We start from the raw sequence: 18316 nt of genomic DNA on the forward strand, positions 1-18316 counted from the left end.
CTCCGCGGGAATGACATAGGGTACACACAGTAACACCTCTACCCAAGAATAACATTATAACTACTCTCAACCACAGCAAATGCTACGCACACAGGATAATCATCAGCAAGAGAAAGGTGAATATTAAAAGGAGAGAGTTTGTTTGTATAGTTTGAGCTAACTTCTACTATAGGCTTACCTAAATCATTATTTAGTATAGTAATATCTTTAAAATTTATACCTTGACCTATACCGACTCCAAAGGCTTTACTAACAGCCTCTTTAGCAGCAAAACGCTTGGCTAAAAAAGCAGCATGGTTTATTTTCCCCAACAAAGCAAACTGTTTTAATTCCTGTGAAGTTAGAATTTTTTTGGCAAAAAGTTCCGGATATAAATGTAATATTTTTTTGATTCTAGGAATTTGTACTATATCAGTACCAACACCGATAAGCATTTACTTATCGGTTTTATAATCTTCGCCATTCTCATCAATAAAGATTTGATCATCTAAATCAGAATAATCTTCCCCAATATAAACTTCAGGTAAATACTCAAATTTTTCTTCTACATCTTCTGATTCATCTTGATTAACAAATGACTCTATCATAGTTCTTGTACGCAGACTATTTATTAAATCTTGTTCTAACTGAGCTACCGATACTTTTCCGGCAGCAATTCTACGTAATGAGATAACAGGAGGCTTATCACGCTTTTCTTTTTTGATTTGATTAGTTTCTACTTTATAGTTTAATAATTTAGCATATCTTGTTGCTAGGACAACAAGCCGAAACCTATCCGGTATAATTTTATTACAATCTTCTGCTGTAATTCTTGCCATAATTTTTCTCCGTTAAAAATAGTATACTACAAATAATATAGGAAACGAGTATACGGAGATCAACTTCAAAAAGAGCAAGGAGTTCACAAGGCAAGGAATGCAGCGTATACTTAATACGTGAGTACCGCAGCTCTTGTAGAACGACGTAGCCAATTTTTGAAGTTGATCGAGTATATTATACCCTTTTTATATCTGCACCGCAATTACTTAATTTTTTTTCTAAATCTTGGAAGCCACGATCTAAATGATATATTCGGTGTAATACGGTTTTGCTATTAGTACTAAGACCGGCGAGTATTAACGATACCGAAGCTCTAAGATCACTTGCCATAACTTCTGCGCCTTTTAATATTTCTACACCTCGAACAACCGCCTTATTACCTCGTACTACTATATCTGCTCCCATTCTACATAATTCAGGGACATGCATGAAACGATTTTCAAAAATATTCTCGGTGATCATTGAAACACCGCTACTAAGCGTCATAAGGCTCATAAATTGTGCTTGCAAATCAGTAGCAAAGCCAGGATAGGGATTAGTTTCTAAATCAACTGAATTTAATTTCCCTTCATAAGTTACTTGAACTCCGTTATTGATCGGCACGACTTTTATACCTGTTTCGATAAGTTTTAAAGCTATATTTTCTACAATATGGTAATCAATCCCACAAATTTTTACATCACCTTTAGTAATAGCTGCCGCAAACATATAAGTACCGGCTTCAATACGATCAGAAAGTACTTTATAGCTCGCTTTATTTAAAGAATCCTTGCCTTTAATTGTTATTTCGCTAGTGCCGATACCTACAATATCGGCTCCCATTGTGATAAGACAACTACATAAATCAACTATTTCCGGCTCTCGACCGCAATTAAAAAGCACAGTTTCCCCCTCTGCTAAAACAGCTGCAAGTATTGCATTAATCGTAGCACCTACGGAAACTTTATCAAAAACAAAATGAGTACCTTTTAAACGTCCTTTACTTGAAGCGTTAATATAACCGTCTTCTATTTCAATCGTAGCTCCCATAGCTTTTAATACAGCAATATGCAAATCTACTTGCCTTGCTCCAATAGCACAACCACCCGGAAGCGATACTTTTGCTTTACCGTATTTGGTAAGCAAAGGACCAAGCACCCAAATCGATGCTCTCATTTTACGGACTATTTCATAATCTGCAGTAAAGTTATTTATATTTTCGGTATTAATTATAAGCTCAAATTCATCTTGATGTTCTATTATTTCAATATCTGTCCCGTGACTTCGGAGCAAATCTTTCATAGTACTAACATCCGTTAACTTTGGAACATTAGTAATATGCAGTTTATCGGTAAGAATAGACGCTGCCATAATAGGTAGCACGGCATTTTTAGCACCGCTAATATTAATACTACCTTTAAGAGGTTTACCACCGTGAATAATTAATTTGTGCATAAATTATTTTGATAAAATTGTAACGTCATTGCGAGGAAAAACTGATTAAATTGTCATCCCGCGACTTAATCGCGGGATCCAGTTAAAAATACTAATATTAGTATTTTTAGTTATTTTCTGGATACCGTGGTCAAACCACGGTATGACAGCGATTATACTACACATCCAAATTCACGACATTCAACGCATTTGCTTGGATAAATAACCTGCGAGGTTCAACAACGTCACCCATTAAAGTAGAGAAAATGCCTTCTGCTTCATCAATTTCTGCAACTCTTACCTGAAGCAAAGTTCTTTTTGTAGGGTCAAGAGTAGTTTCCCATAGCTGGTCGGAATTCATCTCACCAAGACCCTTAAAACGCTGAATATTTATACCTCTTTTTCCGCATTCTATAATGGTATTTAACAACTGACTCGGTGTTAAAATATCGAATTCCTGACTTTTCACTATAAGCTTTAATTGCTTACTAAATATATCAAAAATCGTTAAAGCAAGCTTTGATATTTGTACAAACTCAAATGATGCTAACTGCTCTTTCAATAATATTTTACTTTCTTTTAAACCCCTACTAAAGCGGAAGAACTCTATTTTATTTTCATGTTTTAAAACTTCCAAATTAGTCTTATCAGGCGAATCTTCTAAGCTATTTAAAACATCTAAAGCTTTTTTAAGTCTTAAATCACTTTCAGGCTCAAATATTTTGTTATTAAGTAAGTCATTAATCGCAAGAATTTCGGTAATTGAGCGATTAAATTTTTTGCTAGCATGGTCAAGCAAGCCGTTAAACTTAACTACTTTATTAATTAGCTCTTCTAAATTATCACCCACTAACTGCTCTTTACAGTCTAGAATTAAGGTTGCATCATTAATAGTTGATTTGATCAAATAATCTTGCAGCGCTTGCTCATTCTTTAAATAAAGCTCGGCTGCTCCTTTCTTTACTTTATAAAGCGGTGGCTGAGCTATATATAGATAGCCTTTATTTATTAGCTCAGGCATATGACGATAGAAAAACGTGAGTAATAAAGTTCTAATGTGCGAGCCGTCAACATCAGCATCGGTCATAATAATAACTTTATGGTATCTAAGCTTTTCTAAGGAAAATTCTCGTTCAACACTAATTCCAAGAGCTGTAATTAACGTACCGATTTGGTCCGAACCGAGCATTTTATCAAATCTTGCACGTTCAACGTTCAAAATTTTACCACGCAAAGGCAATATAGCCTGAATTTTGCTATCCCTACCCTGCTTTGCAGTACCGCCCGCAGAGTCCCCCTCAACAATAAACAATTCTGAAATAGCAGGATCTTTTGCATGGCAATCTGCAAGTTTACCTGGTAAATTCGAGACTTCTAAAGCTGATTTTCTTCGAGTGAGTTCCCTTGCTTTTCTAGCAGCTTCACGAGCATTCGCAGCTTCCATAATCTTAGCTATAATTGCCTTAGCTTCTGCTGGATGCTCTTCAAACCACTCAAGAACCTTTGTATAAACGGCATTCTCAACAACCGGTCGTACTTCGGAGCTTACTAGCTTATCTTTCGTTTGAGAAGAAAATTTAGGATCAGGAACTTTAACGGAAAGCACACAACATAGCCCTTCCCTAGTATCTTCACCGCTAAAGTCATTTTTAGCTTTTTTATTAAGACCCGTAGTATCAAGATACGAGGTAATAACACGCGTTATCGCTGATTTGAAAGCACTAAGATGAGTTCCGCCATCACGCTGCCTAATATTATTAGTAAAGCATAAAATATTTTCATGATAAGAATCGTTCCAATGCATCGCAAGCTCAAAGCTCATACCGGACTCAACATTCTCCGTATTAACTACTATACATGGATGGATAGCGTGCTTCGCTCTGTCTATATATTTTACATAAGCTTCTATACCGCCCGTATAATAAAACTCTACTTTTTTAACTTCTTCAAAGCGATTATCGACGAGTAAAATCTTTACGTCTGAATTTAAAAAAGCAAGCTCACGAAGACGATGCTCTATAGTGCCGAAATCAAATTCTATATTAGTAAACGTTTCTACAGACGGAAAAAAAGTAACTTCCGTACCTTTTTTATCAATATTTTCTTTGACAACCGCAAGCGGAGCTTCCGTTATACCGTTATTAAATCTAATCAAATATTCCTTATTATTACGCCAAATACGCAGCTCAAGCCATTCAGAAAGAGCATTTACAACCGATACACCGACACCGTGTAGACCGCCTGCAACCTTATAAGCGTTCTGGTCAAACTTACCGCCGGCGTGAAGTTGTGTCATAATAACTTCAGCTGCCGATATTCCTTCTTCTTCATGAATTTCAACGGGTATACCTCGCCCATTATCGGATACGGTTACTGAACCGTTTTTATTTAATGTTACTCGTACTAGATTGCAATAACCGGCAAGCGACTCGTCAATAGCGTTGTCGACTACTTCATAAATCATGTGATGTAGACCCGACCCGTCTCCAACATCCCCGATATACATTCCCGGTCTTTTTCTTACGGCTTCAAGACCTTTTAAAACCTTTATGGAATCAGCACCGTATGATGATTCGTTAAATTTTTCTTCAATTTCCGACATATTATATATTTGGCTCTATTACTTGTTGCTAGAAACAATAAAAATGACTATAATGTAACTTATTAAAATAGTAAAGTTTCTTGATTTAAAATTAGCGAGATAACAAAATAAAGATTGATAATTTAAAAAGTTTACGTCATTGCAAGAAAATTACGAAGTAACTGTACGTCCGCAATCTCAGGATATTTGCGGGATTGCCACGCAGCCTACGGCTGCTCGCAATGACGATATCAATTGATTCTAGTCAATACCAAATTAGCGAGATAACAATGAATATATTAAAGTTAAAAAATATTTTCGACGTAATTAATGATTATGACGTGTTTTTATTCGATCTTTGGGGGGTAATAATTGAAGGGGGGCGTACCTATCCGGGCGTAGTACAAAATATCAATAAGATTATTGAACGAAAAAAAGTATATTTTGTCACTAATGCTCCACGAAATATTTTTTCACTGCATCAAACAATTAAATCTTGGGGATTAAATGCAGAACCGGAAATGATCATTAGCTCAGGCGAAATAGCAGTAGAAATGATACTAGAAAGTAAAGAGCGGTTCGGTATAGAAAAACCAGTAATATATCATTTAGGACATTTAGAAAATGATATAATAAATGGAATTCAATATCCTATCACTGATGATATTAACAAAGCTAATATTTTCTTAATGACTATTTACAGAGATGAAAACGAAAATTTAGATTTAAACGAATTCGATGAATTATTTAAAATTGTTGTACAACATAAAATGGTCAATATTTGTGCTAATCCTGACCTTGGAATAAATCAGCACGGTGTTTATAGATATTGTAGCGGCTATTATGCCGAAAAAATAAAGCAACTTGGCGGAAAAGTAATTTATAGCGGTAAGCCATATGAAGAAATATATAGCAAAATTTTAAAAGAATGTCATAATACCCCTAAGAATCGCATGTTAATGATTGGGGACACTGTTTACACCGATATACTTGCAGCAAATCGCCTTGGTATAGACTCTGCCCTAGTGTTAACCGGAAATTCTAGAGAATATCATGTTGATTTTGATAATATTGATGAAAAACTAGATAGTTTAATGAAAGCTGCTGTTAAGCAATCTATTACACCTAGTTTTGTTGTTGATTTATCTTGAATAGCTTTGCCGTCATTGCAAACGACTAAAGGTGTTGTCGCATGACTAGTTTATGTCATTCCCGCGGAAGCGGGAATGACATAGAAAGGCGGAAATGACATCAAAAGAACTCTATTGATATTTTACTCATAATCTGCTATAGAGTAAAACTTAAGCGGTCGTGGCGAAATTGGTAGACGCGCAGCATTGAGGGTGCTGTTCTGTAAAAAGATTGGAAGTTCAAGTCTTCTCGACCGCACCATTCGCCGGTTTTTCACAAAGTCAAATTTTTGTCTGTTTCGACACTTCAGATTTTATATTTACTCCTAAGTTCTTCTTGTTAGCAAATGTTAGTGCTAATTGTATACTCCTGATAAATGAAAAGGAGTTGAAATAAAAACTATTGCTTATTTGTACTCTGTGATTTATATTGATTAGCAAATTGTACACAATTCTGTGCCAAGCCTAGCTAACCAGCTTTAAATAATTATAATAAGTCTATAATAAACTATTAGGTCAATAGGCTATGCCTAATTTTAATATATTTAAAAGCATCTTACCAGATCATCACGATCAATTTGCTGAAATTTTTGATCAAATTAACGATCTGATCGAAGATCACAATTATGATGCTGCTGCAAGCAGGCTGGCCAAGCTTCATTATGCCGATTTAGCAGATTTCTTAGATAATCTTAACAATAAAACATATAAAATAATTATTCCTTTATTACAGGATGAAATTAAGCCTGAAACGTTAGTATCATTAAATGCTTATAGTAAACCTTTAATAATAGAAACTTTAGGCATAAAAAAATCTGCAGAATTAATCAATAAGCTAGTTATAGAAGATGCTATTGAAGTAGTAATCGATCTAGACGATGATATAAAAGACCTTATCCTAAGTAATCTCACTAAAGAAAAAAAACACCAAATTACCGTAGGTTGTACATATCCCGAAAATACGGTAGGTAGGGTAATTGAGCGAGATTTTATTAATCTTCAAGAAGGATGGACGGTCGAGGAATCATTAAATTTTATCAAGAACGTAAAGAATGACTTTTATGCGGCAATCGTTACGGATAATAAATTACGCCCTATCGGTATTATTTCTCTCAGCACGCTAATTAAAGGCAAAAAAAATGAATTGATAAAAGATTTGATGAGCAAAGATTTTAAGCTTGCAGATGCTTTTACCGACTTAAATGAACTAAGCTTCATTTTTAGACAATATGCTTTAACTATTGTACCGGTAGTAAATAAAAGCGGTAAGTTAGTAGGTAGCGTATCAATCGATAATATAATTTATATTATCGAAGAACAAGCCGGAAAAGATATATTATCATTAAGCGGGGTACACACTCAAGATACTTTCTTCAATGTATTTTATACCGTTAAACATCGTTTTCCTTGGCTCTTTGTTAATCTAATCACTGCCTGCATGACCTCACTTATCATTAACCATTTTAACGATACTATTGCAAAACTTGTAACGCTTGCAGCCACTATGCCTATTGTAGCTTCAATGGGCGGAAATGCCGGAACACAAGCCATGACCGTTACGGTTAGAGCCCTTGCTAATAAAGATATTCATTATAATAATGTCAATAAAGTTATATTAAAAGAAATAGCCGTATCGGCTTTTAACGGTTTTGTACTTGCAATTATTGGAGCAGGACTTAGCTTTGTGATGTTGCTTGACTTAAATCTTAGCGTTATTTTTGCTATTGCAGTTATTTTAAATTTTTTAGTAGCCGGATTATTCGGCTCTGCTATTCCTATAATACTGCATTATTTTGATATAGACCCCGCTACAGGCTCCGGTGTATTTCTAACAACCATAACCGATGCTCTAGGTTTCCTAACTTTCTTAAGCCTTGCTCATATTTTTTTAGTGTAAAATTTGGTGTTTATTCAAATAAAAATATATACACATTGCAGCAAACAGTAGCTATAGCTCTAAGACATTTACATATACCACAACTTGTATCCTGATTTTCAAAGTCGATAATATTATTAATATTATTCTCATAAGATATATTATTATCTCTTTGTATATTCTGATTATTATTAATATATGACTCTTTGAACAATAAATTTGCAACAGTTAGTATTAACTCACCCTGTGATGCAGTTAGATTAGTATTATTTAAGGAGCTAGCTTGTGCGTACTCTTGTACTTCTAAACTATTACGGTTTGACATAGTTATATTTTGACTTTAGGATTAATATTTAAAATAATATAACAATAATCTTTAGGTTCTATGAAGGGAAATTAAATTATTTATATTTTCAGATATTTTTTAGCGAAAATTAATAAGATTTTTGCAGTAATAGTTGTTCCTATTTCAAAAAAATCTTATGATTTACAGCAAAAAATAGCAAAAATAGATTAATTTAATTTTCCTTCATAGAACCTAATCTGCAGCTATTTATTACTGCAATTTTTGGCATTTCCTCGAAACGGTTGATATCGTCATGAGCTAAGCGACTGCAAAGAGCGTGGCAATGACGTAAACTTTTCAAATTATCAACTTTTTCTAGGCAATGCCTAATTTTTTGATTAATAGCCCACAAATTATAATGAAATAAGAAATAACTTTTATGGAAGATATAATAAGCTCTTGGAACGAAAAGTTTGAAATTGGTGTTTATAGTAAAAAATTACTTGATAAACTCGAATATTTAAATACTAAAGTAGAAAATCCTATAGATATCTTCGAAATCAAAAAAGGTATCTACTATACACGTAACACGGTTCTCAAATGCGTCAATCAGGCGATCCTTATTATTCGCACCCGATTGAGGTAACAATTATGCTTGCTAAATTTATAGCTGAAAAAGCACCTAAGCTTTATAACATTATTATGCTGCAAGCCGCTTTACTTCATGATAATATTGAAGACACTGAATTAACTGAAGAAGCAATTACCGAAATTTTTGGACCGGACGTAGCAAAACACGTAGAAGGTCTAACGAGAATTAAATCTTACGGGAAGATAAGTAGCGGAGAAAGCCTAAACTTATTAATTAAAGAGAAAAGATACAATACGGCATTAATAAAATTATTTGACCGAATTCATAATGTGCAAACTTTGGGAATTCAATCACCTGAGAAAGCTAGAAAAATTGTTGAAGAGACTTTAATAAATTTTCTTTTGGTCGCTGCTAATATAAATTATAAACTAGAACGAGAATTTGCTAAGTTATGCCTAAAAGTTTTTAATATTGAACTTGAAAGACAAAAAGCTTTTTCTAATAATAACTCTCTGCTTCCTCCTCTAACTTTATAAAATGATTTACTCTAAATGTATAACCAATTAGAATTGGAATAATCAAGAATAATAATCCCCAGTGATTAAAATAATCTATCAAGTAAATTGTTCCAAAAGAAGAAACTGCAAACATTAAAGCTCGTGATAAAGCAAATATAAAACTGCCGCATGTAAAACGTTTTAATACTGGAAATCTTGCATAAAACACTGCACCTGCCGGAAAAGTAGTAGGGGCAAATACTACAATAAATAATTGGAATAAAAGTAATTCTATAATAGTATTTGAAATATTATTTAGTAAGATAGGAGACATAATGGCTACAATAGAAAATATTATTAATCTTACTTTAAGGACTTTTAAAGGATGTATTTTACAAACCAAATAAGTCACAATTATTGTACTTATTAATTCTGTACCACAAACAATAAAATTTTGATGAATTACTTGAACAGCACTGTAATTAAATGAGTTTTTAGCATATTACCGCAATAAATATAAACAATATAAAACCATAACGGGGCTCCACAATGTATAAAAAAGAAAGCTATTGCTGTTGGTTTATTAATTTTTTCACTCCAAATAGGGCTTGATTTTAGCTGATTACTATCTATCCCCGTTTGTGCTACAGTTTTCTTTATTCGTCTTTTTGCATCAATGAAATCTGGAGTCTCCCTAAGATTTGTCCTTACAACAGCACCAACTATAGCAATAGCTGCTCCAAACCAAAATGCAATACGCCAATCAAGTCCAAAAGAAGTAACAAGTGTTCCTACCGCCAATACTACGGTTGCACCTAAAGTTATAAAAACAACAAGCGAAGCCACCACCCAATAACGTTGAGGAATGTTTCATTTCGGTTAGATAAAGCTCGGCACCTACTACCTCCCCTATAAAGGACATCCCCTGAGCGATACGACACGCAGTTACTACCAAAGTCGCCGTAATACCAATTGCAGCATAAATTTTTATAATTAGCCATTATAAGACAACAAAGCGACATTAAAAAAGTTGTAATAATGACCGTTACCTTACGACCTATAGTATCTCCTATCCAACCGAATATTAAAGCACCGATAGGTCTAAATACATATGTTGCACAATATGCAATGGCAGAATATAGAGAAGCCACTCGTGCATCGGCTTCAGGAAAAAATAGCTCGTTAAGTAGTACCGCCATGTGTACATAGAGCATGAGATCAAAATATTCAAGAAACGTACCTATCGATAGTAGCCCTATTGCCTCTTTTTGCTTACGAGCTAAACTTTTTTGTTCTTTTGCGTAACTTCACATACTTTTTTACAGATTAGTTAAAATTAATAAAGAACTATACTGTTTTATATAAAAATAAAAGTCAATTTAACAAAATTAGATTTTATAGCATTGCTAACTCAAGACAGGTGTCGTAATGAGCTGAGCGACTGAAGGGAGCGTATCAATCTAAAAAAATAATAATAAAAAATTCTAGTTTTACAGAGTTTTTAACTAGATTGCTTAGTCAATATACTTTGTAATTTCCTTGCAATGGCGTTAATTTATTAAATAATCTATCTTTATTTAGCAATGCCAATAAATTTCTAATTTAATACTTGCAATTCATCTTATAATTACTTATATTCAGATTCGCTTAGATTAAAAAGCACTAAAGCGTTTTATATGTAATTAATTTTGATCCCCTTAAACTTTTTACATTAAAACGCCGTTATTTTATTTAAGCGGGTGTAGCTCAGGGGTAGAGCGCTACCTTGCCAAGGTCGAAGTCGAGGGTTCGAATCCCTTCACCCGCTCCAGTGATTTTTTCCGTTTTATGTCATTCCCACGTAGGCGGGAATGACATAGAGCATGTTTTTCGAGCTAAGCAACAACGCCCTTTTGCAAATGACATCAGTAAGTTTATCATAAATTCAATCTTCCAAACCATATTTTTTCTTAATATCTTCTAATGAAATTACTTCTTCTCCTTTTTCTATACGAGACAAAGTAATTAATAAATCTGCTTTTTCTTCTATATAACTTTCTATTGCTTTACGTATAATATATCCTTTTGGTCTATCGATTTCCTTAGCAACATTAGAAAGTATAATATCTAGTTCATTCTAGTAGTTATAACTGTCATAAAAATAGCCATTTATCGGTTTTGTGATAACTTATATTAGTATAAAATACATTTAATATTATTATTTTACCCTTGCATTAAAGCTATTAGGTAGCTATTTTTATTTTATTAGACTTAGTGCATAACCTATCTTATAAAGAGCAATTTTAAGGAAACACAGCACGCAGCACCGCAGCGTACAAAAAGGTACGTGAGATGCGAGTACCGGATTGATGTATACCACAGATACTTCAAAAGTTGGAAGCCAAATAAGTGGTGAGCCTGCAGAGCGTAGAAAACTACGTGAGCAAAGGCGAAGCCCAAAATTTGACGTACCAAATCTTGAAGTATCAAAGGTATACAAATTACTTTTAGAAAGAGGTTATACAGGAAGGCTATTGCAACAATTAGGAAATTACATATGTCAGCAAATACGCAAGATAATCAGGCAAATAATAATGACACTATAGAAATACAGGAAACTGAGGTAGTGCCTGTAGAAACAAATTCTTTACAATCAGGGTTAACAAGCTTAATACCGATGGTTTTAATTTTTGCTGTATTTTACTTCTTATTATTACGTCCACAAGAAACACGACGCAAAGAAAGAGAGAAATTAGTAAGTGAAGTTAAAAAAGGCGAAGAAGTTCTAACAAATAGCGGCATTTACGGTATTGTGACTAAAGTAAGTGCAAATGACAATAATATTGAAATCGAAATAGCTAAAGACGTACGTATTAAAGCTTTAAAAAGTGCTATTATCGATATAACTAGTCGTACAAAAGAAGTAGCAGTAAAAAAAGAAAACAACAAAAAAGATAAGAAGGTAAGCGGTGCAAAATCTTCCTAAGTGGAAAATTGTTCTTTCAATTATATGTACGGTTTTTGCGGTTATTTGTGCCTTACCTAATTTCATGCAAGTAAACTCTAAGTTTCTGCCTCATGATTCAGTAAATCTAGGACTTGACCTTAGAGGAGGAGCCCATTTATTACTCGATGTTGATTTTGACACCTACTTAAATGATTCAATGGAAAATCTTGCCGACACTTTACGCAAAAATTTTCGTGAGGATAAAATCAGCTATAAAAATCTGTTAGTTAGACAAAATAGCATTCAATTAGAAGTAAGATCGCATGAGAAATTAAAGCCGTTAAAGAAAATAATTAATAAAATCGATCCAGAAATTATCGCTGAAGTAAACGAAAATAAAATAAAGCTTAGCTACAGCGAATCTAGATTAAATGACTTACTTAATAAGATAGTAGACCAATCTATTGAGATCGTTCGCATGAGAGTTGATAGTACCGGCACTAAAGAGCCGACCCTACAGAAACAAGGCGATAAGCATATATTACTGCAAGTTCCCGGTGAAGAAAATCCCTCTTACCTGAAGAATATATTAGGAAAAACTGCAAAGCTAACTTTTCATTTAGTTGATGAAAATGCCAATATCGAAGAAGCGGTAAAAGGACATGTTCCAGTAGGTTCAATGCTAGTTAAAGGAGATAGCAAAAGTCATGGGGAGTATTATGTCGTTATAAAGAAAAAAGTTGTTTTGGGTGGGGATCAGCTTACAACCGCTTCAGCTTCTTTTGACCAAAATTCGCAAGCGGTAGTTGCTTTTTCTTTCAACAATTTAGGTAGTAAAATATTTGGTGAAATAACCAAAAATAATACCGGTAAACGCCTTGCTATAGTTTTAGATAATAAATTACTCAGTGCTCCAACGATAAACGGAGCGATTATGGGCGGAAGCGGTATAATAACAGGGAATTTTACCATTGAGTCGGCAAATGAGCTTGCACTATTATTGCGAGCCGGTTCGCTTCCTGCCCCACTTAAAATTATTGAAGAGAGAAGTATAGGTCCAAATTTGGGTGCTGATTCTATAGAGTCGGGCAAAAAGGCAGGACTTATAGGATTTATAGCAGTGTGTATATTTATGGTTTGGTCTTACGGTGTGCTTGGTTTATTTGCCAATATAGCCTTAAGCCTTGCATTGTTATATATTTTAGCTTTACTTTCACTTTTCCAAGCTACTTTAACTCTGCCGGGAATTGCAGGAATAATACTCACTATGGGTATGGCTGTTGATGCTAATGTATTGATTTACGAAAGAATTAAAGAGGAACTGCATAAAGGAATTTCTAATCTTTATGCTATTAGAACCGGTTTTGAATCTGCGTTTGCCACTATCCTTGATGCTAACCTAACTACTTTAATCGTTGCTTTTTTACTTTATATATTTGGAGTAGGTGCAATAAAAGGTTTTGCCGTTGCATTAACGATCGGGATTATATCTTCAATGTTTTCGGCGATTATCATTACTAAATTGTTAATAGATATTTGGGTAAAATATTTTAAACCTAAAAAATTAGGGCTTGTGTAAAAGAGTAGACTTTGTTGTATGGTCTTTTTATGTCATGCCTGCGAAAGCGGGAATCCAGTAACCTTTAATGTCATCCCGCAACTTGATTGCGGGATCTCAGGACACGGCCTGTGATACAAGATACCGTAGTCAAGCCACGGTATGACATTTTCACTTTTCTCTGGATTCCTGCTTTCGCAGGCATGACATAAGAGCCATACAGTAGGACCAGCTAGGATGACAACGCAAAAATGGATAATATCTTAATGACAATACAGTCAAATGTTATAAAAATAATTATCGTAATTAGCTTATTAATAGGAGTAGGAGCATTATATTTGTTGTTATCTTTAAGAACGCCTGAAAAACCGCTTGCCGGTCAAGTTAATATCTATGAAGATAACGTAAAAATCGGCGGTGATTTTGAACTAATAGACCAAAATGGAGAGATATTTAATAGTGATAAGTTGAAAGGCAACTTAAGCCTCATTTACTTTGGATTTACTAGTTGTCCTGATATATGCCCAACCTCTCTAAATAAAATGACGGAGATTGTAGAAATTTTAAATAAACATAAAATAGATATTCTACCTGTTTTTATCACTATTGACCCAACACGTGATACTCCTATAGCACTTAAAGAATATCTAAAACATTTTCATCCAAAATTTATAGGTCTTACCGGTAACGAGCAGCAAATAAAAGATGTAACTGATAAATTCAAGGTTTTCTATGCTCGTGTGCATGGTGATGATGACGACCCAAACTATATGCTTGATCATTCATCTTTTACATATTTAATCGATGCAAACGGAAAATATCTGAAACATTTCTATTTAGATTCTTCACCTAAGGAAATTATGGAATTTTTAAGAAATGAATAATTATATATCGGTAGCGTATTTATTTACCTTTTTAACCTTAGCGATATTGTTAATTGTAAGTTTTTTAAATTACAATTCATTGAAAAATAAAAAGAACTTTAATGCAAAAGAGAGTAAGAAATAGATTAATAACAATAATTATTTGTTTCTGCTCAGCATGTTTAGGAATTAGTATAATACTTTACAATGTAGAGAAAAATATAGTATTTTTTTTGCCGCCGTCAAAAATTAATGAAATAGAACAAGGCAAAGAGTTAAGAGTCGGTGGGCTTGTTAAAACAGACTCAATAAATAAAATTGCTGATGATAAGATAAGTTTTGTTATTACCGATAATATTAAGGATTTAGAGATATTATATCAAGGAGCCCTTCCGGCTCTATTTCGTAAAGGACAAGGAATTATTGCCATCGGGCAATTATGGAACGGGAAATTTATAGCAAGACAATTACTTGCAAAGCATGATGAGAATTACAGACCTCCGAAATAACAACGTCATTGCGAGGAGCGAAGCGACGTGGCAATCTAGTAAAATAGGCCTGAGATTGCTTCGTCGAATTACGTTGTAATTCTCCTCGCAATGATGAAAAATAACTAAACCAACCAAATAAATAAAAACATGTTTATAGATAAAATCAAAGCAAAAGCAAATAATTACGAAATAAACGTAATTATCGAAATTCCGATGAATAGCGGTCCAATCAAATACGAATTTGACAAAGAATCAGGAGCAGTTTTTGTTGATCGCTTTATGCAAACTACCATGAGCTATCCATGCAATTACGGTTTTATTCCTCATACTCTTTCAAATGACGGTGATCCGGTAGACGTACTTGTTGTAGCTCATCATCCGGTGGTGCCTGGGTCGGTTATAAAATGCCGAGCAGTCGGCGTATTGATGATGGAAGACGAATCAGGGCTTGATGAGAAAATAATCGCAGTACCGACTTCTAAGCTCGATATTACTTTCGATCATATTAAAGAGCTAGATGATTTATGTGACATGCTCAAGAAACGTATCGTGCATTTCTTTGAGCATTATAAAGATTTAGAAAAAGGTAAATGGGTTAAAGTTACTGGATGGGAAAATAAATCAAAAGCAGACGCTTTAATCAATGAAGGAATAGATAGGGTCAGCTAGGGATAAGAATTCATGACGTTGCTTGCATGGTGCTTGATATCATTCCCGCGGAGGCGGGAATCCAGATAAAGTAGCCTTAATCCCGATCTCAACAATTACACATTAATTAACAAAATAAACCTATAAAAACAAGTTTTTATAGGTTTTACTGGATTCCCGCCTCCGCGGGAATGACCTCAGAAAAATAAGATAAAAAACAAACAGTGACCGACTTCTTGCATAACGTAGTTAATCAAAAGGAATTTGAAGGAAACACGGAACACAACACCGCAGCGTACACTTTAGTACGTGAGGATGCGAGTACCGGATTGACGCACAAATTACCTTTAGAAGCAAGTTATGCAAGAAGTCGATTGTTTCGTTCAGGAGTCGTAGTAGCTTTTTTCACATTAATTTCTCGCATATTTGGCTTAGTGCGTGAACAGTTTATCGCATCATTATTCGGCTCTACGCCTATGGGTGATAGCATTAATGTTGCTTTTAAACTACCGAATCTATTTAGAAGAATTTTTGCAGAAGGAGCATTATCAAGCGTATTCATTCCTATTTATAATGAAAAAATGCTTATTTCTAAGAAAGCCGCTAATAATTTTTCAGGTGAGGTTTTTACCCTTTTACTTCTGACATTAATAGTAATAATAGCATTAATGCAAATCTTCATGCCACAATTAATGCTGTTTATTGCTCCTGGATTTCACGGTAAAAAAGAAAAGTTTGAGCTTACGGTATTTTTATGCCGAATTACAATACCTTATTTAATATTTGTTTCATTAACGGCTCTACTTGGCGGAATATTAAATTCTGTAAAAAAATTCGCTGCATTTGCTTTTTCACCAGTTATTTTAAGTATATGCGTAATAATTTTTACTTTAACATTTGATCATTACATAGAATCTACTATCTCAATTAGCTTATCTTTAATAATGGCCGGAATATTACAAGTTTCTTTTATGTTTGTCTGTGTGAAAAGAGCGGCTTTAAACTTTCCAATAATTTTTAACCCAAGCGATCCCGATGTAAAAAAGCTTTTGATTAATATGGGACCAGCAACCATTAGCTCCGGCGTACAGCAATTAAACCTTTTCATATCCCAATCTATTGCTAGCTTTATTGAAGGTGCTATTTCTATATTATCTTATGCCGATCGGATATATCAATTTCCTCTATCAATAATAGGTACTAGCTTCTCTACTATATTGTTACCTGAGCTGTCAAAAATCTATAAATCAAATGATATAGTAGCTGCAAAAAAAATACAGAATAATGCTATTAGAATGGGATTATTATTATCGTTACCTGCTACATTCGGTATTATAATTCTATCTCATCCGATTATTAATATAATTTATGAAAGAGGAGTATTCACGAGCCAAGATACTACAAATACAGCTGAGGCTATTTCTGCGTTTGCACTTGGGCTTCCTGCTTTTATTTTGGCAAAAATTTTAACTCCTATTTTTTATGCTAATGGAGATACTAAAGCACCGCTCAAAATAACCTTATTTTCAATAATAATTAATACCGGCATGAACCTATTATTAATGGATTCTTTGAAACATATCGGTATTGCAGTCGGTACATCTATTGCAGCTTGGTATAATCTAGGTTTATTATATAGCTATACTACAAAACAAAATAAGCTTCATATAGAAGCCGGTATAAAACTTTTCTGCGGTAAAATTTTGTTATGCTGTACATTAATGTCTATTATAATTGCTTTAATAAAGCATTGTTACTTAGAATATTTTTATTCGGAATATTTACTGATTAAAGTCTGTATGCTAGGTAGTACAATTGCAGTTGGAATGGGAGCATTTTTCGGCACGGCATATTTATTAAAAGCGGTTAATTATGATAATAACAAGAAATAAGAACCAATCAAATTATCAGGATTGGCTAAAAGCCTTAGCTATTATAGCCATGATCATTGATCATGTAGGTTTATATCTATATCCTGAATTAACGATTATGCGGATCATAGGGCGTACAGCTATGCCAGTATTTTGCTTTTTTGCCGGTTATAATTTTCATGATAAACCAAAAACCCATATAATAATATTCGGTGTTTTATTGCAAATATATACCACTGTACTATTTAAACAGTTGCTTACTACAAATATTCTAATCTCTATCTATTTAGGGCAATGGTATATTTATTATTTTCGTAATTCTTTAACTCACTTTTTCTATAGCGGTTATTGTCATGCAATTATAATGGTACTATTGTGGTATATTAGCTGGGCTTTGACTGATTACGGGACTTTTGTAATTGCTACAATGATACTTGGATTTATTTCAAAACATGAGCAGGCAAACTTAAAACTTTGCTGTTTTATAGCACTTTTTGCTTCTTTCGTGCATTCAACTCTTTTTACTCTTGCGATTTCCTTTAATGAGTTTAATTTTTCAAATACTGACTTAATTTTAAACCTCACTTTCTTAACAATTACCTATATATTAATGATCCTAAGCGATTATTCACAAAAAATAGCTATAAATCTAAAATGGATAAGTCGCAATGTTTTATATATTTACTGCATACAAATTATGATCTTACAATTCATATTCATCTATAAATACACATATGGTTTTAAAAATTGGTAAATAAACATTAA

The 18316-nt window shown here is 33.6% G+C and carries 18 protein-coding genes, 2 tRNA genes and 2 pseudogenes; 13 read left to right on the top strand and 9 right to left on the bottom strand.

Features of this window, described 5'->3' with window-relative positions:
* Positions 1-38: 38 nt before the first annotated feature.
* From acpS to gyrB, 4 genes are all read right to left on the bottom strand, one after another.
* Positions 39-434 carry a holo-ACP synthase gene (gene acpS / locus MCC_RS05055; protein ID WP_014408816.1) on the bottom strand — a complete coding sequence of 132 codons (396 nt, stop codon included), beginning with the start codon at positions 432-434 and terminating at the stop codon, positions 39-41.
* Entirely contained in the window at positions 435-818 is a 384-nt protein-coding gene (gene rpoZ, locus MCC_RS05060; RefSeq protein ID WP_014408817.1) for a DNA-directed RNA polymerase subunit omega, read from the bottom strand.
* A gap of 175 nt (positions 819-993) precedes the next feature.
* Positions 994-2253 (bottom strand): UDP-N-acetylglucosamine 1-carboxyvinyltransferase, encoded by a 1260-nt coding sequence (gene murA / locus MCC_RS05065; RefSeq protein WP_014408818.1) that lies wholly within the window; start codon positions 2251-2253, stop codon positions 994-996.
* 157 nt (positions 2254-2410) lie between these two features.
* Positions 2411-4834 (bottom strand): DNA topoisomerase (ATP-hydrolyzing) subunit B, encoded by a 2424-nt coding sequence (gene gyrB / locus MCC_RS05070; protein WP_014408819.1) that lies wholly within the window; start codon positions 4832-4834, stop codon positions 2411-2413.
* A gap of 269 nt (positions 4835-5103) precedes the next feature.
* On the opposite strand from gyrB, the gene MCC_RS05075 reads away from it, so the two are divergent.
* From MCC_RS05075 to mgtE, 3 genes are all read left to right on the top strand, one after another.
* Positions 5104-5964, top strand: a complete 861-nt coding sequence (locus MCC_RS05075; RefSeq protein ID WP_014408820.1) for a TIGR01459 family HAD-type hydrolase — start codon at positions 5104-5106, stop codon at positions 5962-5964.
* A 154-nt stretch (positions 5965-6118) separates the two neighbouring features.
* Positions 6119-6205, top strand: a tRNA-Leu gene (locus MCC_RS05080).
* A gap of 264 nt (positions 6206-6469) precedes the next feature.
* Positions 6470-7840 carry a magnesium transporter gene (gene mgtE, locus MCC_RS05085; protein WP_014408821.1) on the top strand — a complete coding sequence of 457 codons (1371 nt, stop codon included), beginning with the start codon at positions 6470-6472 and terminating at the stop codon, positions 7838-7840.
* Positions 7841-7850: 10 nt separating this feature from the next.
* On the opposite strand, the gene MCC_RS05090 is transcribed toward mgtE, so the two are convergent.
* On the bottom strand, positions 7851-8144 hold the full coding sequence (locus MCC_RS05090; protein ID WP_014408822.1) for a hypothetical protein: 294 nt from the start codon (positions 8142-8144) through the stop codon (positions 7851-7853).
* Positions 8145-8544: 400 nt separating this feature from the next.
* Here MCC_RS05090 and MCC_RS05095 point away from each other — a divergent pair.
* Positions 8545-9233 (top strand): annotated as a pseudogene (locus tag MCC_RS05095) (HD domain-containing protein).
* Here the strand turns inward: MCC_RS05095 and MCC_RS10500 are convergent.
* The 3 genes from MCC_RS10500 to MCC_RS10510 all read right to left on the bottom strand — a co-directional run bounded on the left by MCC_RS10500 (position 9196) and on the right by MCC_RS10510 (position 10408).
* Entirely contained in the window at positions 9196-9540 is a 345-nt protein-coding gene (locus tag MCC_RS10500) for a hypothetical protein (protein ID WP_041405527.1), read from the bottom strand. The pseudogene MCC_RS05095 and the gene MCC_RS10500 overlap by 38 nt on opposite strands.
* A 116-nt stretch (positions 9541-9656) precedes the next feature.
* Positions 9657-10043, bottom strand: a complete 387-nt coding sequence (locus MCC_RS10505; protein WP_231288665.1) for a proline/betaine transporter — start codon at positions 10041-10043, stop codon at positions 9657-9659.
* The gene (locus MCC_RS10510) at positions 10016-10408 is read right to left on the bottom strand and encodes an MFS transporter (RefSeq protein WP_331270628.1); all 393 of its coding nucleotides are present in this window, start codon (positions 10406-10408) and stop codon (positions 10016-10018) included. Before MCC_RS10510 ends, MCC_RS10505 begins: the two co-directional genes overlap by 28 nt.
* 521 nt (positions 10409-10929) lie before the next feature.
* Between MCC_RS10510 and MCC_RS05115 the strand changes: the two genes are divergently transcribed.
* A tRNA-Gly gene (locus MCC_RS05115) sits at positions 10930-11004 on the top strand.
* Between the two features lie 114 nt (positions 11005-11118).
* Here MCC_RS05115 and MCC_RS08295 read toward each other — a convergent pair.
* Positions 11119-11342, bottom strand: a pseudogene (locus MCC_RS08295) (antitoxin of toxin-antitoxin stability system).
* 197 nt (positions 11343-11539) lie between these two features.
* On the opposite strand from MCC_RS08295, the gene MCC_RS11510 reads away from it, so the two are divergent.
* From MCC_RS11510 to MCC_RS05150, 8 genes are all read left to right on the top strand, one after another.
* Positions 11540-11779 carry a palindromic element RPE5 domain-containing protein gene (locus MCC_RS11510; protein WP_014408827.1) on the top strand — a complete coding sequence of 80 codons (240 nt, stop codon included), beginning with the start codon at positions 11540-11542 and terminating at the stop codon, positions 11777-11779.
* Positions 11731-12159, top strand: coding sequence for a preprotein translocase subunit YajC (yajC, locus tag MCC_RS05120; protein ID WP_014408828.1), 429 nt, complete (start codon positions 11731-11733; stop codon positions 12157-12159). The genes MCC_RS11510 and yajC overlap by 49 nt, the downstream gene beginning before the upstream one ends.
* Positions 12143-13699, top strand: a complete 1557-nt coding sequence (gene secD / locus MCC_RS05125; protein WP_014408829.1) for a protein translocase subunit SecD — start codon at positions 12143-12145, stop codon at positions 13697-13699. Before yajC ends, secD begins: the two co-directional genes overlap by 17 nt.
* A gap of 245 nt (positions 13700-13944) precedes the next feature.
* A complete protein-coding gene (locus MCC_RS05130) occupies positions 13945-14562 on the top strand; it encodes an SCO family protein (protein ID WP_014408830.1) in 618 nt (205 codons plus the stop codon).
* A gap of 101 nt (positions 14563-14663) precedes the next feature.
* The gene (gene ccmE / locus MCC_RS05135; protein ID WP_014408831.1) at positions 14664-15050 is read left to right on the top strand and encodes a cytochrome c maturation protein CcmE; all 387 of its coding nucleotides are present in this window, start codon (positions 14664-14666) and stop codon (positions 15048-15050) included.
* Between the two features lie 129 nt (positions 15051-15179).
* On the top strand, positions 15180-15701 hold the full coding sequence (ppa, locus tag MCC_RS05140) for an inorganic diphosphatase (RefSeq protein ID WP_014120980.1): 522 nt from the start codon (positions 15180-15182) through the stop codon (positions 15699-15701).
* A 353-nt stretch (positions 15702-16054) separates the two neighbouring features.
* Entirely contained in the window at positions 16055-17572 is a 1518-nt protein-coding gene (murJ, locus tag MCC_RS05145; protein WP_410526333.1) for a murein biosynthesis integral membrane protein MurJ, read from the top strand.
* Positions 17553-18305 carry a TraX family protein gene (locus tag MCC_RS05150; protein WP_014408833.1) on the top strand — a complete coding sequence of 251 codons (753 nt, stop codon included), beginning with the start codon at positions 17553-17555 and terminating at the stop codon, positions 18303-18305. The genes murJ and MCC_RS05150 overlap by 20 nt, the downstream gene beginning before the upstream one ends.
* Positions 18306-18316 lie beyond the last annotated feature (11 nt).

The organism is Rickettsia rhipicephali str. 3-7-female6-CWPP (genome assembly GCF_000284075.1).
GTDB classification, from domain to species: domain Bacteria; phylum Pseudomonadota; class Alphaproteobacteria; order Rickettsiales; family Rickettsiaceae; genus Rickettsia; species Rickettsia rickettsii.

Excerpts from the sequence above, each read along its gene's own strand:
- murA (WP_014408818.1), bottom strand. The coding sequence starts at position 2,253 with ATGCACAAATTAATTATTCACGGTGGTAAACCTCTTAAAGGTAGTATT.
- MCC_RS05090 (WP_014408822.1), bottom strand. The coding sequence starts at position 8,144 with ATGTCAAACCGTAATAGTTTAGAAGTACAAGAGTACGCACAAGCTAGC.
- acpS (WP_014408816.1), bottom strand. The coding sequence starts at position 434 with ATGCTTATCGGTGTTGGTACTGATATAGTACAAATTCCTAGAATCAAA.
- ccmE (WP_014408831.1), top strand. The coding sequence starts at position 14,664 with ATGCAAAAGAGAGTAAGAAATAGATTAATAACAATAATTATTTGTTTC.
- MCC_RS05130 (WP_014408830.1), top strand. The coding sequence starts at position 13,945 with ATGACAATACAGTCAAATGTTATAAAAATAATTATCGTAATTAGCTTA.
- mgtE (WP_014408821.1), top strand. The coding sequence starts at position 6,470 with ATGCCTAATTTTAATATATTTAAAAGCATCTTACCAGATCATCACGAT.
- rpoZ (WP_014408817.1), bottom strand. The coding sequence starts at position 818 with ATGGCAAGAATTACAGCAGAAGATTGTAATAAAATTATACCGGATAGG.
- MCC_RS05150 (WP_014408833.1), top strand. The coding sequence starts at position 17,553 with ATGATAATAACAAGAAATAAGAACCAATCAAATTATCAGGATTGGCTA.
- ppa (WP_014120980.1), top strand. The coding sequence starts at position 15,180 with ATGTTTATAGATAAAATCAAAGCAAAAGCAAATAATTACGAAATAAAC.
- MCC_RS10510 (WP_331270628.1), bottom strand. The coding sequence starts at position 10,408 with ATGCTCTATGTACACATGGCGGTACTACTTAACGAGCTATTTTTTCCT.
- yajC (WP_014408828.1), top strand. The coding sequence starts at position 11,731 with ATGTCAGCAAATACGCAAGATAATCAGGCAAATAATAATGACACTATA.
- MCC_RS05075 (WP_014408820.1), top strand. The coding sequence starts at position 5,104 with ATGAATATATTAAAGTTAAAAAATATTTTCGACGTAATTAATGATTAT.
- gyrB (WP_014408819.1), bottom strand. The coding sequence starts at position 4,834 with ATGTCGGAAATTGAAGAAAAATTTAACGAATCATCATACGGTGCTGAT.